The organism is Streptomyces sp. NPDC088147, assembly GCF_044741565.1.
GTDB lineage: Bacteria > Actinomycetota > Actinomycetes > Streptomycetales > Streptomycetaceae > Streptomyces.
Window position 1 is genome coordinate 236,109 of the sequence record NZ_JBIUSY010000010.1, and the last position, 17,019, is coordinate 253,127.

The 17,019-nt window shown below is 72.6% G+C and carries 16 protein-coding genes; 5 read left to right on the forward strand and 11 right to left on the reverse strand.

Translation table 11 applies throughout. From position 1 onward, the window contains the following. Positions 1-72: 72 nt before the first annotated feature. The gene (locus ACIOGX_RS32095) at positions 73-603 is read left to right on the forward strand and encodes an NUDIX hydrolase (RefSeq protein WP_030355325.1); all 531 of its coding nucleotides are present in this window, start codon (positions 73-75) and stop codon (positions 601-603) included. A 90-nt stretch (positions 604-693) separates the two neighbouring features. Here the strand turns inward: ACIOGX_RS32095 and ACIOGX_RS32100 are convergent, their stop codons facing one another. Then, a complete protein-coding gene (locus ACIOGX_RS32100; protein WP_129772659.1) occupies positions 694-951 on the reverse strand; it encodes a hypothetical protein in 258 nt (85 codons plus the stop codon). A 173-nt stretch (positions 952-1,124) separates the two neighbouring features. Continuing rightward, positions 1,125-1,985, reverse strand: a complete 861-nt coding sequence (locus ACIOGX_RS32105; protein WP_356514242.1) for a 3-hydroxybutyryl-CoA dehydrogenase — start codon at positions 1,983-1,985, stop codon at positions 1,125-1,127. A 193-nt stretch (positions 1,986-2,178) separates the two neighbouring features. Here ACIOGX_RS32105 and ACIOGX_RS32110 point away from each other — a divergent pair, with 193 nt between their 5' ends. Next, complete coding sequence (locus ACIOGX_RS32110; RefSeq protein WP_384765719.1) at positions 2,179-3,417, forward strand: glycoside hydrolase family 10 protein; 1,239 nt, start codon at positions 2,179-2,181, stop codon at positions 3,415-3,417. 121 nt (positions 3,418-3,538) lie between these two features. On the opposite strand, the gene ACIOGX_RS32115 is transcribed toward ACIOGX_RS32110, so the two are convergent. After that, positions 3,539-4,579: a DMT family transporter gene (locus ACIOGX_RS32115; RefSeq protein ID WP_401918154.1), complete on the reverse strand. Its 1,041-nt coding sequence runs from the start codon at positions 4,577-4,579 to the stop codon at positions 3,539-3,541. On the opposite strand from ACIOGX_RS32115, the gene ACIOGX_RS32120 reads away from it, so the two are divergent. Together ACIOGX_RS32120 and ACIOGX_RS32125 are read left to right on the forward strand one after the other, a co-directional pair. Next, positions 4,578-6,014 (forward strand): PLP-dependent aminotransferase family protein, encoded by a 1,437-nt coding sequence (locus tag ACIOGX_RS32120; RefSeq protein ID WP_401918156.1) that lies wholly within the window; start codon positions 4,578-4,580, stop codon positions 6,012-6,014. The genes ACIOGX_RS32115 and ACIOGX_RS32120 overlap by 2 nt on opposite strands. Before the next feature lie 122 nt (positions 6,015-6,136). Then, positions 6,137-6,712, forward strand: coding sequence for a histidine phosphatase family protein (locus ACIOGX_RS32125; protein ID WP_356514042.1), 576 nt, complete (start codon positions 6,137-6,139; stop codon positions 6,710-6,712). Between the two features lie 55 nt (positions 6,713-6,767). Here ACIOGX_RS32125 and ACIOGX_RS32130 read toward each other — a convergent pair whose 3' ends face one another. Both ACIOGX_RS32130 and recQ read right to left on the reverse strand, forming a co-directional pair. Further along, on the reverse strand, positions 6,768-7,607 hold the full coding sequence (locus tag ACIOGX_RS32130; RefSeq protein ID WP_401918158.1) for a hypothetical protein: 840 nt from the start codon (positions 7,605-7,607) through the stop codon (positions 6,768-6,770). A gap of 44 nt (positions 7,608-7,651) precedes the next feature. Continuing rightward, the gene (recQ, locus tag ACIOGX_RS32135) at positions 7,652-9,472 is read right to left on the reverse strand and encodes a DNA helicase RecQ (protein ID WP_356514038.1); all 1,821 of its coding nucleotides are present in this window, start codon (positions 9,470-9,472) and stop codon (positions 7,652-7,654) included. 324 nt (positions 9,473-9,796) lie between these two features. Between recQ and ACIOGX_RS32140 the strand changes: the two genes are divergently transcribed. Continuing rightward, on the forward strand, positions 9,797-10,573 hold the full coding sequence (locus ACIOGX_RS32140) for a VOC family protein (RefSeq protein WP_401918160.1): 777 nt from the start codon (positions 9,797-9,799) through the stop codon (positions 10,571-10,573). Between the two features lie 100 nt (positions 10,574-10,673). Here ACIOGX_RS32140 and ACIOGX_RS32145 read toward each other — a convergent pair whose 3' ends face one another. The 6 genes from ACIOGX_RS32145 to ACIOGX_RS32170 form a co-directional block, all read right to left on the reverse strand. Next, a complete protein-coding gene (locus ACIOGX_RS32145; protein ID WP_129772666.1) occupies positions 10,674-10,865 on the reverse strand; it encodes a DUF1059 domain-containing protein in 192 nt (63 codons plus the stop codon). An 85-nt stretch (positions 10,866-10,950) separates the two neighbouring features. Beyond that, entirely contained in the window at positions 10,951-12,216 is a 1,266-nt protein-coding gene (locus tag ACIOGX_RS32150) for an RNA polymerase sigma factor (RefSeq protein WP_401918162.1), read from the reverse strand. A gap of 42 nt (positions 12,217-12,258) precedes the next feature. Beyond that, positions 12,259-12,615, reverse strand: a complete 357-nt coding sequence (locus tag ACIOGX_RS32155) for a YciI family protein (RefSeq protein ID WP_356514031.1) — start codon at positions 12,613-12,615, stop codon at positions 12,259-12,261. A 148-nt stretch (positions 12,616-12,763) separates the two neighbouring features. Next, positions 12,764-13,126, reverse strand: coding sequence for a hypothetical protein (locus tag ACIOGX_RS32160; RefSeq protein ID WP_356514029.1), 363 nt, complete (start codon positions 13,124-13,126; stop codon positions 12,764-12,766). Positions 13,127-13,212: 86 nt separating this feature from the next. Then, positions 13,213-14,208 carry an ABC transporter ATP-binding protein gene (locus ACIOGX_RS32165; RefSeq protein ID WP_401764694.1) on the reverse strand — a complete coding sequence of 332 codons (996 nt, stop codon included), beginning with the start codon at positions 14,206-14,208 and terminating at the stop codon, positions 13,213-13,215. Then, a complete protein-coding gene (locus ACIOGX_RS32170) occupies positions 14,205-17,018 on the reverse strand; it encodes an ABC transporter permease (protein WP_401918165.1) in 2,814 nt (937 codons plus the stop codon). Before ACIOGX_RS32170 ends, ACIOGX_RS32165 begins: the two co-directional genes overlap by 4 nt. Position 17,019: the final 1 nt, after the last annotated feature.

Sequence of the window (17,019 nt, forward strand, 5' to 3'; positions counted from 1 at the left end):
CCCCGGCACGTTCCCGTTCGCCGAGACTGCTGCTGCGATATTGCCATCAACTTGTCGGAAGGTGGCAGAAACGTGCAGTGGACGAAACTTAGCGAACAGACCGTGTACGAGAACCGTTGGTTCCGGGTCAATCTCGCGGACGTCAAACTCCCTGACGGCCGGCATCTGGACCACTTCCTCATCCGGCTGCGCCCGGTCGCCGTGGCGACCGCGGTCAACTCCGCCAACGAGGTGCTGATGCTCTGGCGGCACCGCTTCATCACCGACAGCTGGGGCTGGGAGCTGGCCGCGGGGGTCGTCGAGGACGGCGAGGACATCGAGACCGCGGCCGCCAGGGAGATGGAGGAGGAGACCGGGTGGCGCCCGGGACCTCTCCGGCATCTGCTCACGGTCGAGCCGTCCAACGGCCTGACCGACGCCAGGCACCATCTCTACTGGGCGGAGGACGCCACGTACATCGGGCATCCCGAGGACGACTTCGAGTCCTCGCGCCGGGAGTGGGTCCCGCTCAAGCTGGTGCCCGACATGATCGCCCGGGGTGAGATCCCGGCCGCCAACATGACGGCCGGGCTGCTGATGCTCCATCACTTGCGGCTGGGCTAGGGCGCGTTGCGAAAGCCGTGCCCTGCCCGCATCGCGGGCGGACGGCGCCGCTTTCGCAACACGCCCCGGGGCGATACGCCCCTGGCCCGGCTAGCGGCCCAGGGACTGCCAGACCGCCACCGCCAGCGCTCCGAGCGAGCAGAGCGCCGCCACGGCGGGCAGCGGCCACCTGGCGTGCTCCAGAGCCGCGACGCGCGCGGCCAGATCGGTCACATCCTTGTCGGTCTGGTCGTTGCGCTGGGCCAGTAACGCCAGCCTGCCGTCGGTTCTGGCGAGACCGACGTCGAGGCCGCGCCGTAACTCGGCGCACTCTTCGCCGACCACGGAATGGTCAGAGGGGGTGGTCACGAATCCGCTCCTGTTCGGGAAGTCGTCCAACGGTTCTTCGCCGGGCCCCGGTGGTGCCGGGACCAAGCGGAACCGAGTCAACTCCCCTTACGCGCGGGGCAGCAGGGTGTGTGAATGGCATATGCGAGCACCCTTCGCACACGCCGTGCGAATTTCTTCACCCTCCGTGACCGTCACGCGTAGGTGTAGAAGCCCGCGCCCGTCTTACGGCCCAGCCTGCCCGCGTCCACCATCCGCTGGAGCAGCGGAGACGCCGCGTACAGCGGCTCCTTGAACTCGGCGTACATCGAATCGGCGACCGACGCCACGGTGTCCAGACCGATCAGATCGGAGAGCTTGAGCGGGCCCATCGGATGAGCGCAGCCCAGCTCCATCCCGTTGTCGATGTCCTCGCGGCTCGCGATCCCCGACTCGAACATCCGGATCGCGGCGAGCAGATACGGAATCAGCAGCGCGTTCACCACGAACCCGGAACGGTCCTGAGCGCGGATCGCGTGCTTGCCGAGCACCCCCTGGACGACACCCTCGGCCCGCTTGATCGTCTCGTCGGAGGTCGTGAGCGCGGGGATCAGCTCCACCAGCTTCTGCACCGGGGCCGGGTTGAAGAAGTGGATGCCGATGACCTGGTCGGGACGTGAGGTCGCGACGGCCAGCTTGACCAGCGGGATGGAGGAGGTGTTGGAGGCCAGGATCGCGTCCGGACGCGTCACGACCTGATCGAGCACCTGGAAGATCTCTGTCTTGACCTGCTCGTTCTCGACGACGGCCTCGATGACGAGATCGCGGTCGGCGAACTCCCCGAGGTCCGTGGTGAAACTGAGCCTGCCGAGCGTCTCGTCCCGCTCCGCCTCGGTGATCTTGCCGCGTTCCGCGGCCTTCGAGAGGGAGTTCTGAAGCCGGGTACGGCCGATCTCCAGGGCCTCGCCGGTGGTCTCGGCGACCTTGACCTCCAGGCCGCTGCGCGCGGCGACCTCCGCGATGCCTGCGCCCATCTGGCCGCAGCCCACCACTCCGACGCGGGCGATATCGGTCAGGGTGTCGGTCACATCGTGCCTTTCGCTGGTCCGTGTCCCGGCAGGTCCCCCGTGTGATTCCGGCGCCCGCCTCGGGACAGGACGTTACTCCGCCAGGGTGTGTGGACGGGGTGCCGGGGCGGGCATGCTGAGCCCGTACGGCGGGCCGGGTCCCGGTGACCCGGCCGCGCGGACCTGACGCAGGGGACGGCGCATGGGGCAGATCGGCAGAAGAGAGTTCGTGGCGGCGGCGACAGGGGTGGTGACCTCGCTGGTCGCCGCCGGGGACGTGGCGGCCGTGGCCGCGTCCGTACCGCGGCGGCACGCTCCGCGCCGGGAGCTGCGCGGGATGTGGATCGCGACCGTCGTCAACCGCGACTGGCCCTCGGTGCCGGGGCTCACCGCCGACCGGCAGAAGGCCGAGCTGCTCCGGCATCTGGACACGGCGGTCGCCCGCGGGCTGAACGCCGTGGTCTTCCAGGTGCGGCCCACGGCGGACGCGCTGTGGCCCTCGCCGTACGAGCCCTGGTCGCAGTACCTCACCGGCACCCAGGGCAAGGACCCCGGCTGGGACCCGCTGGGCACGGCGGTACGGGAGGCACGCGCGCGCGGACTGGAGCTGCACGCCTGGTTCAACCCGTACCGGGTCGCCAACCACACCGACCCCTCGCGGCTCATCGCGACACATCCGGCCCGGGTCCACCCGGACTGGGTGCTGCCGTACGGCGGGAAGCTCTACTACAACCCGGGTCTGCCCGAGGTCAGGACGTTCGTCCAGGACGCGATGCTCGACGCGGTCAGGCGTTACGACATCGACGCCGTGCACTGGGACGACTACTTCTATCCGTACCCCGTCGCCGGACAGGTCTTCGACGACGACGCGGAGTACGAACGGTACGGCGCGGGCTTCCCCGACAAGGCGGCCTGGCGGCGGGACAACACCGACCGGCTGGTGCGGGAGACGGCCGAGCGGATCAAGAAGATCAAGAAGCATGTGCGGTTCGGGATCAGCCCGTTCGGGGTGTGGCGCAACGCCGCCACGGACCCGCTCGGCTCCGACACCCGGGCCGGGGTGCAGACGTACGACGATCTGTACGCCGACACCCGCGGCTGGATCAAGAAGGGCTGGATCGACTACATCGCCCCGCAGCTGTACTGGAACATCGGCTTCGCCGCCGCCGACTACGCGAAGCTGCTGGCCTGGTGGGACGGCGTCGTCCGGGGGACGGGCGTCGACCTGTACCTCGGCGAGGCCCTCTACAAGGCGGGCGATCCGGCCCAGCCCGCCGCCTGGCAGGATCCGGCCGAGCTGTCCCGTCATCTGACCCTCGCCAAGAAGTACGCGGGAGCGCGCGGGCACTGCTTCTTCTCGGCGAAGGAGGTCGGCGCGGATCCGATCGGGGCGATGACGAGGGTGGTGGCCGACCACTACGGGAAGCGCGCGACGCCATGAGCCGGGCGCGTGCCGGAACGGGCCGGGCGGGGCCGGACTCCCGGATCCGCCCGGGAGGGCGCGGTCGTCCGGGGGCGGTCGTCCGGGCGCGCTGATCCCTGGCCCGTTCGTCCGGGCGCGGTCAGGTGCCGGCGCGCTGGGTGACGGCGATACAGACGAGCACCGCGACGGCCGCGACCGGCGCCGCGGGCGTGAGGTGTTCGCCCAGCAGCAGCACGGACCAGACCAGCGTGAGGACCGGCTGCGCGAGCTGGAGCTGGCTGGCCCTCGCGATACCGATCGACGCCATCCCCCGGTACCAGACGTAGAGACCGAAGAACGTCGAGCCCGCGGCGACCCAGCCGAGTCCGATCACGCCATGGGCCGTCAGCCGCACCGGTTCGAGGGACAGCGCCACCGCCGCGCCCGTCACCGCGAGCGGCAGACAGCCGATCAGCGCCCAGCCCACCACCTGCCAGCCCGGCATCACCCCCGCCAGCCTGCCGCCCTCCGTATAGCCCGCCGCGCACACCAGCAGCGCGCCGAAGAGATAGAGATCCCCGGAGGAGAGGACCCCGCCGCTCTGCCGCACCGCGAACACGATCACCACGGCCGCGCCGGCGAGAGCCGCCAGCCAGAACGCCCTGGAGGGGCGCCTGCCCGTACGGACGGCGGCGAACGCGGCCGTGGTGAGCGGCAGCAGCCCGACCACCACGGCCGCGTGCGAGGTGGTGGAGGTCTCCAGCGCGAGCGTCGTCAGCAGCGGAAAACCCACCACGACCCCGCCGCCGACGACCGCGAGCCCGGCCCAGTGCCGGCGCGCGGGGACCGGGACACGGAGAGCCAGCAGAAAGCAGCCCGCGATGAGCGCGGCGAGCGCGCTGCGTACGGCGACGAAGGACCAGGGGCCGAAACTCTCCAGGCCCCACACGGTGGACGGGAAGGTGAGCGAGAAGGCGACGACGCCCAGCACGGCGAGGAGTGTGCCGCCGCGTGCGCCGGAGGTGCCCCGCGTACCGGGCGAGCCGGGTACGCCGGACGCAGGAGATACGGGGAACGCGGAGGACGTGGGGGAGGCGGGGGACGTGCCGGGCGTGCTGCCGGTACCGCGGCCGGTGCGGCCCTCGCCGTGGCCGCTGACTGATATCGAGTCAGGGGGAGTAGCGCTATCCTGTGCTGTCATGCACGAGCGTAGCAGCGTGGCGGAACTGGCGGATTCCCTGAAGCGGGAGCTGAACCGCTACTCACCCGGTGGAAAGCTGCCGTCCAGCAGGGCCCTGGTCGACCGTTACCGCGTCTCGCCGGTGACCGTCTCCCGCGCCCTCGCCAGACTCGCCGCCGAAGGGCTGGTCGTCACCCGCCCCGGCGCCGGGGCCTTCCGCGCACCCGCCAGGAACGCCGCCGTGCGGCCGGGCGACACCTCCTGGCAGGAGGTCGCCCTCAGCGCCGACGCCGCCACCGAACTCGTACCGCGCTCGGTCGACGCCACCGGCGTACTGGTCACGCTCGCCGCGCCGCCGCCCGGCGTCATCGAGTTCAACGGCGGCTATCTGCACCCCTCGCTCCAGCCGGAGCAGGCGATGGCCGCCGCGCTGGCACGGGCGGGCAGACGGCCCGGCGCCTGGGGCAGACCGCCCACCGACGGCCTGCCCGAACTGCGCGACTGGTTCGCGCGGGGGATCGGGGACACCTGGACCGCCGCCGAAGTCCTCGTCACGGCAGGCGGCCAGAGCGCGCTGACCACCGCGCTGCGCGCGCTCGCCCCGCCCGGCGCGCCGGTCCTGGTCGAATCGCCCACCTACCCGGGGATGCTGGCGATCGCCCGCGCCGCCGGGCTGCGCCCCGTACCGGTGCCGGTGGACCCCGACGGCGTACGGCCCGACCTCCTCGCCGCCGCCTTCCGGGCCAGCGGCGCCCGGGTCTTCGTCTGCCAGCCGCTCTTCCAGAACCCCACCGGAGCCGTGCTCTCCGCGGCCCGCAGACCCGACGTCCTGCGCATCGCACGGGAGGCCGGGGCATTCGTCGTGGAGGACGACTTCGTACGGCGGCTGGTGCACGAGGACGCGGGCCCGCTGCCCGGACCACTCGCCGCCGACGACCCCGACGGCGTCGTCGTCCATGTCTGCTCCCTCACCAAGGCGACCTCCCCGAGCCTGCGGGTCGGCGTCCTGGCCGCCCGGGGCCCGGTCCTCGAACGGCTGCGCGCCATCCATGTCGTCGACACCTTCTTCGTACCGCGCCCGTTCCAGGAAGCCGCCCTGGAACTGGTCGGCTCCGCCGCCTGGAACCGCCATCTGCGCTCCGTCTCCGCCGCGTTGAAGACCCGCAGGGACACCCTCACCACCGCGCTGCGCACGGAACTGCCGGGGCCGGCGCTCCCGCACATCCCGTCCGGCGGCTACCACCTCTGGCTGCGCCTCCCGGACGGTACGGACGAACAGGCCGTCGTCTCGGCCGCCCTGCGCGCGGGCGTCGCGGTCGCCCCGGGCCGCCCGTACTTCAGCGCCGAACCGCCCGCCCCTCATCTGCGGCTGAGCTTCGCCGCGGTGGCGGGGCCCGCGGAGATCACCGACGGCGTACGACGGCTCCGTACGGCCTGGGACGAGACCCTCGGCTGAACCGGCACGGGACCGCCGGGCCGACAGGGCGGGGAAGACGCCGGTCGCCTGTCCGTAAGCGTTTCCTCACCGCCCTCGGCCGCCTCTTGACCGGTCCGGTTTTCGGCCGCACGATCACGGCCATGAGTGTTCGGGTCACTTTGGTCGCCGCCGCGCGCAGCTCGGACCTGTACGACGAGCGCTTCGACGACGACCGCCCCCTCGACCGGGTCGGCTGGTACGAGATGCAGCGCGTCGCCCACGCCCTCGTCCCGCTGTCCGCCGCCGACCTCCGCTACTGCTCGCCGACGCCGCGCAGCCGTACCACCGGCGACGCGCTCGGCTACGCGCCGCTCGCGCAACCCGCCCTGCGCGACTGCGACATGGGCCGCTGGCGCGGCTTCACCCTCGCCGAGGTGATGGCCCGCGAACCGGCCGCCGTCGACGCCTGGGTCGCCGACCCGCGCTCCGCCCCGCACGGCGGTGAGACACTGCTCGCCTTCATCTCCCGGATAGGAGGCTGGCTGGACACCCGGCCCGCCGAGGACATCGCCGCGATCGTGGCGGTCGCCGAACCGGCCGTCGTACGGGCGGCGCTGGTGTACGCGCTCAAGGCGCCGCCGCGCACGTACTGGTACGTGGATGTCCAGCCGCTGTCGACGGTCACCCTGACGGGCACCCCCGGCCGGTGGAGTCTGCGGCTGGACGGCGGCGGCTGAGCGGCCCGTCCAGGGCGTGGTGCGCAAGTCCCGCCTGGCCTGCGGGCGGACGGCGCTACTTTCGCAACCCGCCCTGGTCGGCCCGGTGGTGGCCCGGGGCCAGGACCGGCGGGGACGCGGCGTCGTCGGGCGGTGCCGGGAAATCGGCGATGGCGAGGTCGATGTCGTCCCGGCAGTCCGCCCGTCCGCACTCGCAGGCGAAGGCGTGCACGGCCGTCCGCGCGTCGCCCGGGGACCACGGGCGCGCGAAGAACGCCTCGTACTGAGCGACCGTGGCCCGGTTGGCGTACCGCAGCAGCCGAGCCCGCTCCCCGGCCGTCTCCGCCACCGGTCCACCGCCCAGAGTCCCGGCGAAGATCTTCTCGACCGCCGCCACGGTCTCCTCGACCCCGCCGCTCCCGTCGATCACCAGACTCCGGGCCCCGTACTCCGCCACCTCGGCCTCGATCTCGCCGACCAGCGACCGGTAGAGCGTGAGCGGTCCGTCGGACAGCCCGCGCCCGGCCAGCCGGGCGCGCTGGACCTCGGCCGACGGCCGGAGCCAGACGGACGCGGCCGGGCCACCGGGGATCGTCGCGACCACCGCCGGGGTGATCGGGGTGCCCTCCGCGATGATCAGCGGCGCGGCCGGCAGCGCGCGGAGATCGTCGACGATCATCCGCCCGCGCTCATGGTGCAGGGACATCGCGATCAGCTCCGCCTCGGGCAGGGACCAGCGCTCGGCGCGCGGCAGCGCCTCGAACCGGATCGCCGCCGGGTGCCCGGCGGCGATCGCGCGGTCGCGGTGCTCCCAGGTGTGGGCGTCGGCGTTGTACCAGCGCAGTCCGTACCGCCGGGCGATCAGCCGGGCCACGGTCGTCTTGCCGGCCCCCGGCGGCCCGCCGATCCAGAGCACGTGCGGCAGCGGTGGCCGTGGTGCGTGAGACGACCGGGACCGGCTCATTCCGCCGTACCGGCCGCCGCCGCCGTACCGAGCGTCTCCAGGATCTGCTCCCCGTACTTCGCCAGCTTGTTCTCGCCGACCCCGGTGACCGTGCCCAGCTCCGCCAGCGTCGACGGCGCCAGCGTCGCGATCTCGCGCAGCGTCGCGTCATGGAAGATGACATACGCGGGAACGCCCTGCTCCTTCGCCGACGCCGCCCGCCACGCACGCAGCGTCTCGAACACCGGCACGGCCTCTTCCGGCAGATCCACGGGCGCGGAACGCTGCCTGGACGACTTCTCCGCGCGCGCCGGCCTGGCCGCCTTCTCGGGCTCGCGCCGCAGGACGACCGGGCGCCGCCCGCCGAGGACCTCGCCGCTCTCGTCGGTGAGGACCAGCGTCCCGTAGTCGCCCTCGACGGCGATCAGCCCCTGCGCCAGCAGCTGCCGCGCCACGCTCCGCCACTCGGCCTCGCGCAGCTCCGTACCGATACCGAAGACGCTCAGCGCGTCATGGTCGAACTGGATGACCTTGGCCGTCTTCCTGCCCAGCAGGATGTCGGTGATCTGCCCCGCGCCGAACTTCTGGTTGCGCTCGCGCTTCAGCCTGACCACGGTCGACAGCAGCTTCTGCGCGGGGACCGTGCCGTCCCAGGACTCCGCGGGCGTCAGACACGTGTCGCAGTTGCCGCACGCGGTGCTCCGCTGCCCGAAGTACGCGAGCAGCTGGACACGCCGGCATTCGACGGTCTCGCACAGCGCGAGCATGGCGTCGACATGGGCGCCCAGCCGCCGGCGGTGCGCGTCGTCGCCCTCGGACGTCTCGATCATCTTGCGCTGCTGGACGACGTCCTGGAGTCCGTACGCAAGCCAGGCCGTGGACGGCAGCCCGTCACGGCCCGCGCGCCCGGTCTCCTGGTAGTACCCCTCGACGGACTTCGGCAGATCGAGATGGGCCACGAACCGTACGTCGGGCTTGTCGATGCCCATGCCGAACGCGATCGTCGCGACCATCACCATCCCGTCCTCCCGCAGGAAGCGCGCCTGGTTCCCGGCGCGCGTACGGGCGTCGAGCCCCGCGTGGTACGGCAGCGCGTCGACGCCGTTCTTCACCAGGAACTCGGCGGTCTTCTCCACCGACGCGCGCGAGAGGCAGTAGACGATGCCCGCGTCGCCGGGGTGCTCGGCGCGCAGCAGCTGAAGAAGCTGCCGCTTCGGGTCGTTCTTCGGCGCGATGCGGTACTGGATGTTGGGCCGGTCGAAGCTGGCCACGAAGTGCCGCGCGTCCTGGAGGCCGAGCCGGGACGCGATCTCCGCGTGGGTGGCCTCGGTGGCGGTCGCGGTCAGCGCGATACGCGGCACATCGGGCCAGCGTTCGTGCAGCGAGGAGAGGGCGAGGTAGTCGGGGCGGAAGTCGTGTCCCCACTGGGCGACGCAGTGCGCCTCGTCGATGGCGAACAGCGAGATCGTGCCGCGCTCCAGCAGCCGTACGGTCGACTCGACGCGCAGCCGTTCCGGCGCCAGATAGAGCAGATCCAGCTCCCCGGCGAGGAACTCGGCCTCGACGAGGCGCCGTTCGTCGAGATCCTGGGTGGAGTTGAGGAATCCGGCCCGTACACCGAGCGCCCTCAGGGCGTCGACCTGGTCCTGCATGAGCGCGATGAGCGGGGATACGACGACCCCGACGCCCTTACGCACCAGGGAGGGGATCTGGTAGCAGAGCGACTTGCCGCCACCGGTGGGCATGAGCACGAGCGCGTCGCCGCCGGCGACCACATGCTCGATGATCTCCTGCTGGCCGCCCCGGAAGGAGTCGTATCCGAAGACGCGACGCAGCACTTCGAGCGACTCGGTCGCTGCCGGACCCGTCGCTGCCGGACCTGTCGCTGCCGGACCTGTCGCGGAAACCGCCTCAGGACCCGTCCCGGGACCTCTGTCCTGACCCGTCCCAGGACCGGTCTCTGGAACTGCTTCACGGCGCGTTTCGGGAGGGGTGCCGGTTTCCGGGGAGCTCATCCGCCGATTCTACGAGGGTCCACCGACATCGATCGGGCCGATCGCGATCTTCCGTGTAGGACATGGTCTGACCTGCATCGCCTCTAGCGTCGGAGACCCGGCACGGAGCAAACCTCCGGGCACGCAGCGATCGATCAGGAGCGAACGATGAGCCATGTCACCCGCAATCAGCCGGCCGGTACCCCCACCTGGATCGACCTCGACGTACCCGATGTCGAGCGCGCGAAGGAGTTCTACGGCGCGCTGTTCGGCTGGGAGTACGAGCCGGGTGAGCCCGCCTATACGCTCTGCCGGCTGCGCGGCCGGGCGGTGGCCGGATTCCGGAAGGTCCCCGCTCCGGAGCCCCGGGACACGGCGCGCCCCGGCCTGTGGTGCGTGTACTTCGCGACCGACGACTCCGACGCCACCGTGAAGCGGATCGCCGACGCGGGCGGCACCCTGACGCGGGGCCCGCTGGAGATCGGGGACCAGGGCCGGCTGACGCTCGCCACGGACCCGTCCGGCGCCCGGTTCGGCCTCTGGGAGGGGCGCGCGCTCGTCGGCTGCGAGACCGTGAACGAGCCGGGCAGCCTTCTGCGCAACGACCTGACCAGCCCGGACCCGGGTCCGGCGCGAAAGTTCTACCCGGCGGTCTTCGATTTCACCCTGGACGGCAACGACGATCTCCCCGGCGTCGACTTCACCTTCCTGCGCCGGCCCGACGGTCATGAGATCGGCGGGATCATGGGGGTTCCGGAGACGCCGTCCGCCGTGTGGGAGACCCTGTTCGAGGTCGCCGACGCGGACGCGGCGGCGGAGCGGGCGGTGGCCGCCGGCGGCACCGCGAGCGTCCCCTCGGACACGATCTACGCGCGGATGGCGAAGATCACCGACCCCTTCGGCAATGCCTTCGAGGTGGGCGCCCGGCTGGCGGACACGCCGTAGGACCCCTGTCCGGGGCGTAGGGCTTGTCGCCGTGGGCCCTGTCCGGGGCCGGGCCGGTCATGGCCGGCCCGCCGGGCCAGGTCATGACCGGCCCCGGGCCTCAGGCGTGCTGCGGCATCTCGTCCTTGAGCGCGGAGCGGATCTGCTCACGCAGTTCCGGGCTGCTCTTGTGGCCGTGCATGGACACAGCGTGCTCGCTGGCGGCGCGGACCACTTCCTCCTCCTCGCCCGAGATGGCGAGGGTGCAATTGGTCTCGCTCGGGAAATCCCGGCAGTCGGCTATCTTGCGCATGACGTACCTCCTCCTGCCGGTATCCAGTCTCCTCCCTTCTGCCCGGTCGGGGCCATTCGGGGGATCCCGCCCGTGGGAGGTTCCGTCACTCCGGGGCGGGAGACTCCGGGCCGGGAGCGGACCGGGCGGCCCGTTCCAGGAGGAGTGCCCGTTCCCGTGCGTTACGGGTCAGGGACGCCGCCCGCTCGAACTCCGCGCGCGCCTCGTCCCCGCGCCCCAGGCGCTCCAGCAGATCTCCCCGGACGCTCGGCAGCAGGTGGTAGTCCTTGAGGGCCGGTCCTTCCGCCAGGGCGTCCACCAGTCTCAGTCCGGCCGCGGGGCCCTCCGCCATCGAGACGGCGACCGCCCGGTTCAGCTCCACCACCGGGGACGGCGTCAGCGCCGTGAGCCGCCCGTACAGCGCCGCGATCGCCGTCCAGTCCGTGTCCTCGTAGCGCACCGCCCGCGCGTGGCACGCGGCGATCGCGGCCTGGACGGAGTAGGGGCCGGTGCCCGCGCGCCGCAGGGACTCGACGCCGCGGAGGATGAGCGCGCGGTTCCACCGGTGGCGGTCCTGGTCGGCGAGCAGCACCGGTTCGCCGTCCGGGCCCGTGCGGGCGGCGATCCGCGAACTCTGGAGCTCCAGGAGCGCGGTCAGGCCATGGACCTCGGGCTCCTCGGGCATCAGCCCGGCCAGGACGCGCGCCAGACGCAGCGCGTCCTCACAGAGGGCCGGGCGCACCAGATCGTCCCCGGCCGTCGCGGAGTAGCCCTCGTTGAAGACGAGGTAGATGACCTCGAGCACGGACGAGAGCCGGGCGGCCCGGTCGGCGGCGCCCGGGACCTCGAAGGGGACCCCGGCCCTGGCGAGCGTCCGTTTCGCCCGGACGATGCGCTGGGCCACCGTCGGCTCCGGGGCCAGGAACGCGCGGGCTATCTCCTCCGTCGTCAGCCCGCCCAGCAGCCGCAGCGTGAGCGCGACCCTGGCCTCCGTCGACAGCACGGGATGGCAGGAGGTGAAGATCAGTCGCAGCAGATCGTCGTCGATGTCGTCCTCGCCCGTGGGCTCGGGTGGCGGGGCCACGTCCTCCAGCGCCCTGCCGACCTCCGCCAGCTTGCGCGCGTACGTCTCCTTGCGGCGTACGAGATCGATGGCGCGGTGCTTGGCGGTGGCCATGAGCCAAGCGCCCGGCTTCTCCGGGACGCCCGACTCCGGCCACTGCTCCAGCGCGGCGACCAGGGCGTCCTGCGCGAGTTCCTCGGCGATGCCCACGTCCCGCACGACGCGGGCGACACCCGCGATGATCCGCGCGGACTCGATCCTGAATACCGCCTCGACCGTTTCGGTCGCGCTCGCTGACGTCACGACCACCCATCAGAGCAGCCGTGCCGGAACGGGGCAAGCGCGGCCCGGTCAGCCCTCGGCGATCTCGCGGACCTCGACGGTGACGGTCCAGTTCTTGGGGTGGACCTCAAGGAACCGCTTCGCCCATTCCAGGGCCTCCGCCTTGTTCTCGCAGCGGGTGAGGGAGTAGCCGCCGACGACTTCCTTGCTCTCGGTGAAGGGCCCGTCGGTGTAGCCGAGCTTGCCGTCGGACCAGGTGATCCGGGTGCCCTCGGACGTCGGGGTGAGCCCGGCCGTGTCCAGCATGACCCCGGCCTTGCTGATCTCCTCGAACAGCGCGCCCATCCGCGCGTCGAAGTCGGGGTCGGGGGCCTCGGTGGGGGCATTGCGCTCGTCGATGCGGACCATCGTCAGGTAACGCGGCATGGTGACTCCTCGGTCGGGAGGGCGGGGGCTTTCCCCGCCTCTCACAACCTTGCGTCGAACGGGGCACGGCCGGATCGACAGCCGCTCCGGAAATCTTTCAAGATTTTTTCCGGACCGGCCGCCCCGGCCCCGCACGGCGGTGTTCCCGTCACATGAAGCCGACGATGCGCGGCGGTGCGAACAGATGGCGGGCACGGTGCTCCAGGACCATCTCGTCGCGCATCCGCCTGCCCGACGTGTCCGACACACACCGCTCGCACGCCGGATCGACCGCGGGCACCTCCGATGTGTGCTCGGCGGCGATGTGCTGGGCGAGCCGGATCTGTGTCGTCACCACCGAGTCGAAGGGGTCGTAGTCCACCCCCGGCTCACCGGCCGCCCGCGCCGCCTCCACGACCTCGGGCGCGCGCTTCATCGCCTTGTACAGCCTGTTGCACTCGTGGCAGCTCCACATCCAGGAAGGAGGCAGCGGCCACTCCTCCTCAGGGCGGGGTGCGTCCTTGGCGTCCATGCCGGTCACCGTAGCGGCGGCCGTACGGCGGACGCAGCGGTTCGGAACAACCTCACCCGTGCGTGTGCCCACCGCTCCCCGCGGAGCTATTTCCCGCCCGCGTCGTCGGGCCAGACCCCGATGTGGTCCTGCTCCAGCTCCAGCATCACGCGGTGCTCCATGCCCAGCGCCGTGGCGTACTCCGCGGGCAGCTGGAGCCGTCCGGCCCGGTCCAGCATCGCGTACTCCCGGGCCACCACCGACTCCCGGCCCTCCGCGTCGACCTCCGTACGGCGCAGGACCTCCGACGAGGTGCGGCCGTCCCGGATCGCGACCGTACGGCGTACCTCGTCCGCGACGGCCTGGTCGTGGGTGACGATCACGATCGTCGTGCCCAGCTCCTCGTTGGCCCGGCGGAACGCCGCGAAGACCTGCTCACCCGTCGCCGAGTCCAGCTCGCCGGTCGGCTCGTCGGCGAGCAGGACGGAGGGCGCGTTGGCGAGAGCGACGGCGATCGCGACCCGCTGCTGCTGTCCGCCGGACAGCTGGTGCGGCCGGCGGTCGCCGCAGTCGGCCACCCCCAGCATCGCCAGCAGCTCCGTCGCCCGCTCGGCCTTCCGCTTCGTACCTCCCCGCCCGGCGCGTCCCCGCAGCTGCATCGGGAGCGCCACATTCTGGGCCGCCGTCAGATAGGGGAGGAGGTTGCGGGCCGTCTGCTGCCAGACGAAACCGACCACATGGCGGCGGTAGTCCAGCCGGGCCCTGGCGTCCATCGTGAGCAGATCACGGCCCGCGACCTTGGCCGCGCCCGCCGTGGGCACGTCCAGGCCCGCGAGGATGTTCATCAGCGTCGACTTGCCGCTGCCGGAAGCGCCGACCAGGGCCATCAGCTCGCCCTCCTGGACGGTGAGGTCGAGCCCCTGGAGGGCCTGCACCTCCACCCCGTCCGTGGTGAAGATACGGACCAGCCGGTCGCAGGCGATCAGCGCGTCATGACCGTACGAGGGACGGCCGCCGCGTGCGGCGGCGCGCCGCTCCAGCTCCGCGAGGGTCGGCCGCGCGCCCGGGGTTCCGGCCGCCGGATCGGTCGTCGTGTCGGTCATCGCGAGTCTCCTGCTCTGAGTTCGGTGATCGATCCGCGCCGCCCCGCCCACCAAGCCTGGCCGAGGGCCACGGCCCCTGTCAGCACGACCACGCCGGCCGCGGGCAGCGCGAGCGTCCACACGTCGGTACGCAGCGACACGCCGCCCGCGGGCGTGAGGCCGGAAGCGGCGCTCAGCGCGAGACGGGCCAGGTCGACGCCGGGAGCGAGCAACTGGATGGTGGCCCAGGCGACGAGGATCCCGCCCCCGGCGGCGAGCAGCGCCTGGGGCAGGGCCTCAAGGCCCAGCAACTGACGGCTCTGACGGGTCGTCAGGCCCATGGTGCGCAGCCTGGCCAGCAGCGCGGCCCGTTCCGGCGCCGATCGCAGCAGCGAGAGCAGCAGGGCGAAGAGGGCGTAGGCCGCGCCCGCGGCGACGGCGACGGCGTAGATCCGCTCGGCGCCCGACTGGAGCGGTGAACCGGTGAGCGCCGCGCGTTCCTCGCTCCGGAGCGACACCTCGATCTCCTGCCCGGCGCCTGTCTTGAAGGCGGCCCGCAGCGCCGACGCGTCCATGCCCTCGCCCGTGGCCAGCAGCGTCGTCGGATCGGCGTGCTTCAGGGCCTTGCGGTCGACCAGCAGGAACTCGGAGCGGGGGGCGGCCGGAGTATGGGGCCGTACGGTGGCGATCCGTACGGTGACCTCACCGGCGGGCGAGCTGATCCGGCGCGGTGCGGTACCGAGCCGCCCGGCGAGACCCGGTGAGGCGACGGCGTCGAACACCCCGCCCGTGCTCTTCAGCGCGTCGGCGGGGAACGCCTCGAAGCCCAGCTGCCGGGCCAGCCGTGTGTACGACTCCGGCTCGACCCCGATGAGCGTGAGCGGTTTTTGCTGCGCTGTGCCGCCGCCCTCGCCGCGCGCCGGCTCCGCCGACCACTCGACGCGTACGGCCGTCGTGTCCCGTACGCCCGTCACCTTCCGCGCGGCCCGTTCCGCCTCCGCCGGCAGGGGTAGGACGTCGCCGGGGGTCGCGACCCGGGCGTCGGCGCCGACCGCCAGCAGCGCGGCCCGGTCCCGTGCCTCGGTGACGCCGGACAGTACGGAGCCACCGAACGCGGCCGTCGTCAGCGCGATGAGCAGCGCCAGCAACGGCAGCGTTCCCGTCACCGACGACCGGCCCGCGCGGGCCAGCGACAGGAAACCGATCGCGCCGCGCAGCCGCGCGGCGGGACGGGCCGCCCATCGCAGGGGCAGCGGATACAGCCGTATGAGCACGAGCGCGGCGATCAGCGCGACGAGCACCGGAGCCGCGCTCACCAGCAGATCACCGGCTCCGGAGATGCCGCGACGGCGCAGGGTGACCACCGAGGCGACCGCGATGACCAGCAGGGTGAGTTCGGCGACGGTCCGCCGTCTGCCGGGCCTGGCGTGGGCGAGGTCGTCGCGGTCGCCGTGCGCCCGTGGCCGCCGGTGCTGGACGATGGCCCGCACCGGCAGGGTGAGGCAGGCGAGCAGTGCCACCGCGCTCGCGCCGTACACGGCGGGCAGTGCGCGCGCCTCGTCCACCGCGACCATGGCCAGCAGCAGTCCGGCCGCGGACGCGGGCAGCGCGATCACGGCGGTTTCGGCGAGGAGCCGTCCGCCGATGCCGCGCAGGGAGCCGCCGCGGGAGCGCAGAAGGGCGAGTTCGGCGGTGCGGCGCGCGGCGATCAGACCACCGGCCATCGCGAGCACGACGGCGGCGACGGAGCCGATGCCGAAGGCCGCGACGACGACGATGCGGGTGATCACCTCACGTGTCGCGACATGCGAGCCGATCACCGTCTCCAGCCCGGTGCTCAGGACCGCGTTGCCACCGGCGATCTCACGCATCCTCAGCAGGTCGGGCCCGCCTTCGAGGGAGGCGATCCGCTGGAGGAGCGCCGATGTGTCCTGTGCGGTCAGCCCGGCGGTGGCGGGCGCGAGGCGCCAGTACTTCTCCGGCGTCGACTGCGTTCCGAGGAGGGCGGGCCCGGCGTCGGGCGCCAGCAGGAGGCCCGCCTCCCAGCGGTACTGCGGCGGGTTGCTCGGCAGGGCGGTCAGCCCGGGGGTGCGCAGGAGCGGCTCGACGGACCAGTAGGCGCCCAGCGGCTCGCGGGGTTCGATGATCCCGGTGATCCGTACGGTCAGATCCGTGGAGCCGGTGGCGTCGCTCAGGCGGATCACCGAGCCGACCCGCAGACGCAGATCACGGGCGGTCGCCGCGGTCACGGCGGCCTCCAGCTCCCTGGTCTCCGCGGTGATCCGCCCGCCGGTGGCGGGCAGCCGCCCCTCGCGCACGGCCGCGTGAGCGGCCACTCCCGACTGCGCGGCCAGCGTGAAACGGGGCGGCACCCCATCGGGGCGCGGCAGCCAGGTGTCCGTGCCGCTGAGGCCGTCGGCGGTCCGTACCCCATACGCCGACTCCGCCGGGTCCGCCCGCAGCGGCGCGGGCAGACCCGCCCGCGCCGCGCGATGGACGGCCGAGAGCGCGGCGGGCCGCATCTCCTCCTCGCGGGCGGGCCGCGGAATCTCCAGTCCGGGCTGGGGCGCGGTCAGCTCCAGCACCGTCGCGCCCGGGGGCGCGGCGCCGATCTCCCGCCGCAGCCCCTCCGTCTCGTAGGCGTCGACGGCCCGGGGGAGCGCGGCGGCGAGGAACGCCGTGACCAGCACGAGCAGGCCGAAGGCCACGGCCGCCCCGGGGGCTGTCCGCAGCCGCGTCCGCACCCATGGCGCGACCACACGCCCGGTGCGTTCCGCGTGTTTCGTCGGTTCGGCGTGCGTCGTGGGTCCATCGACCGGCCCGCGTGTCATC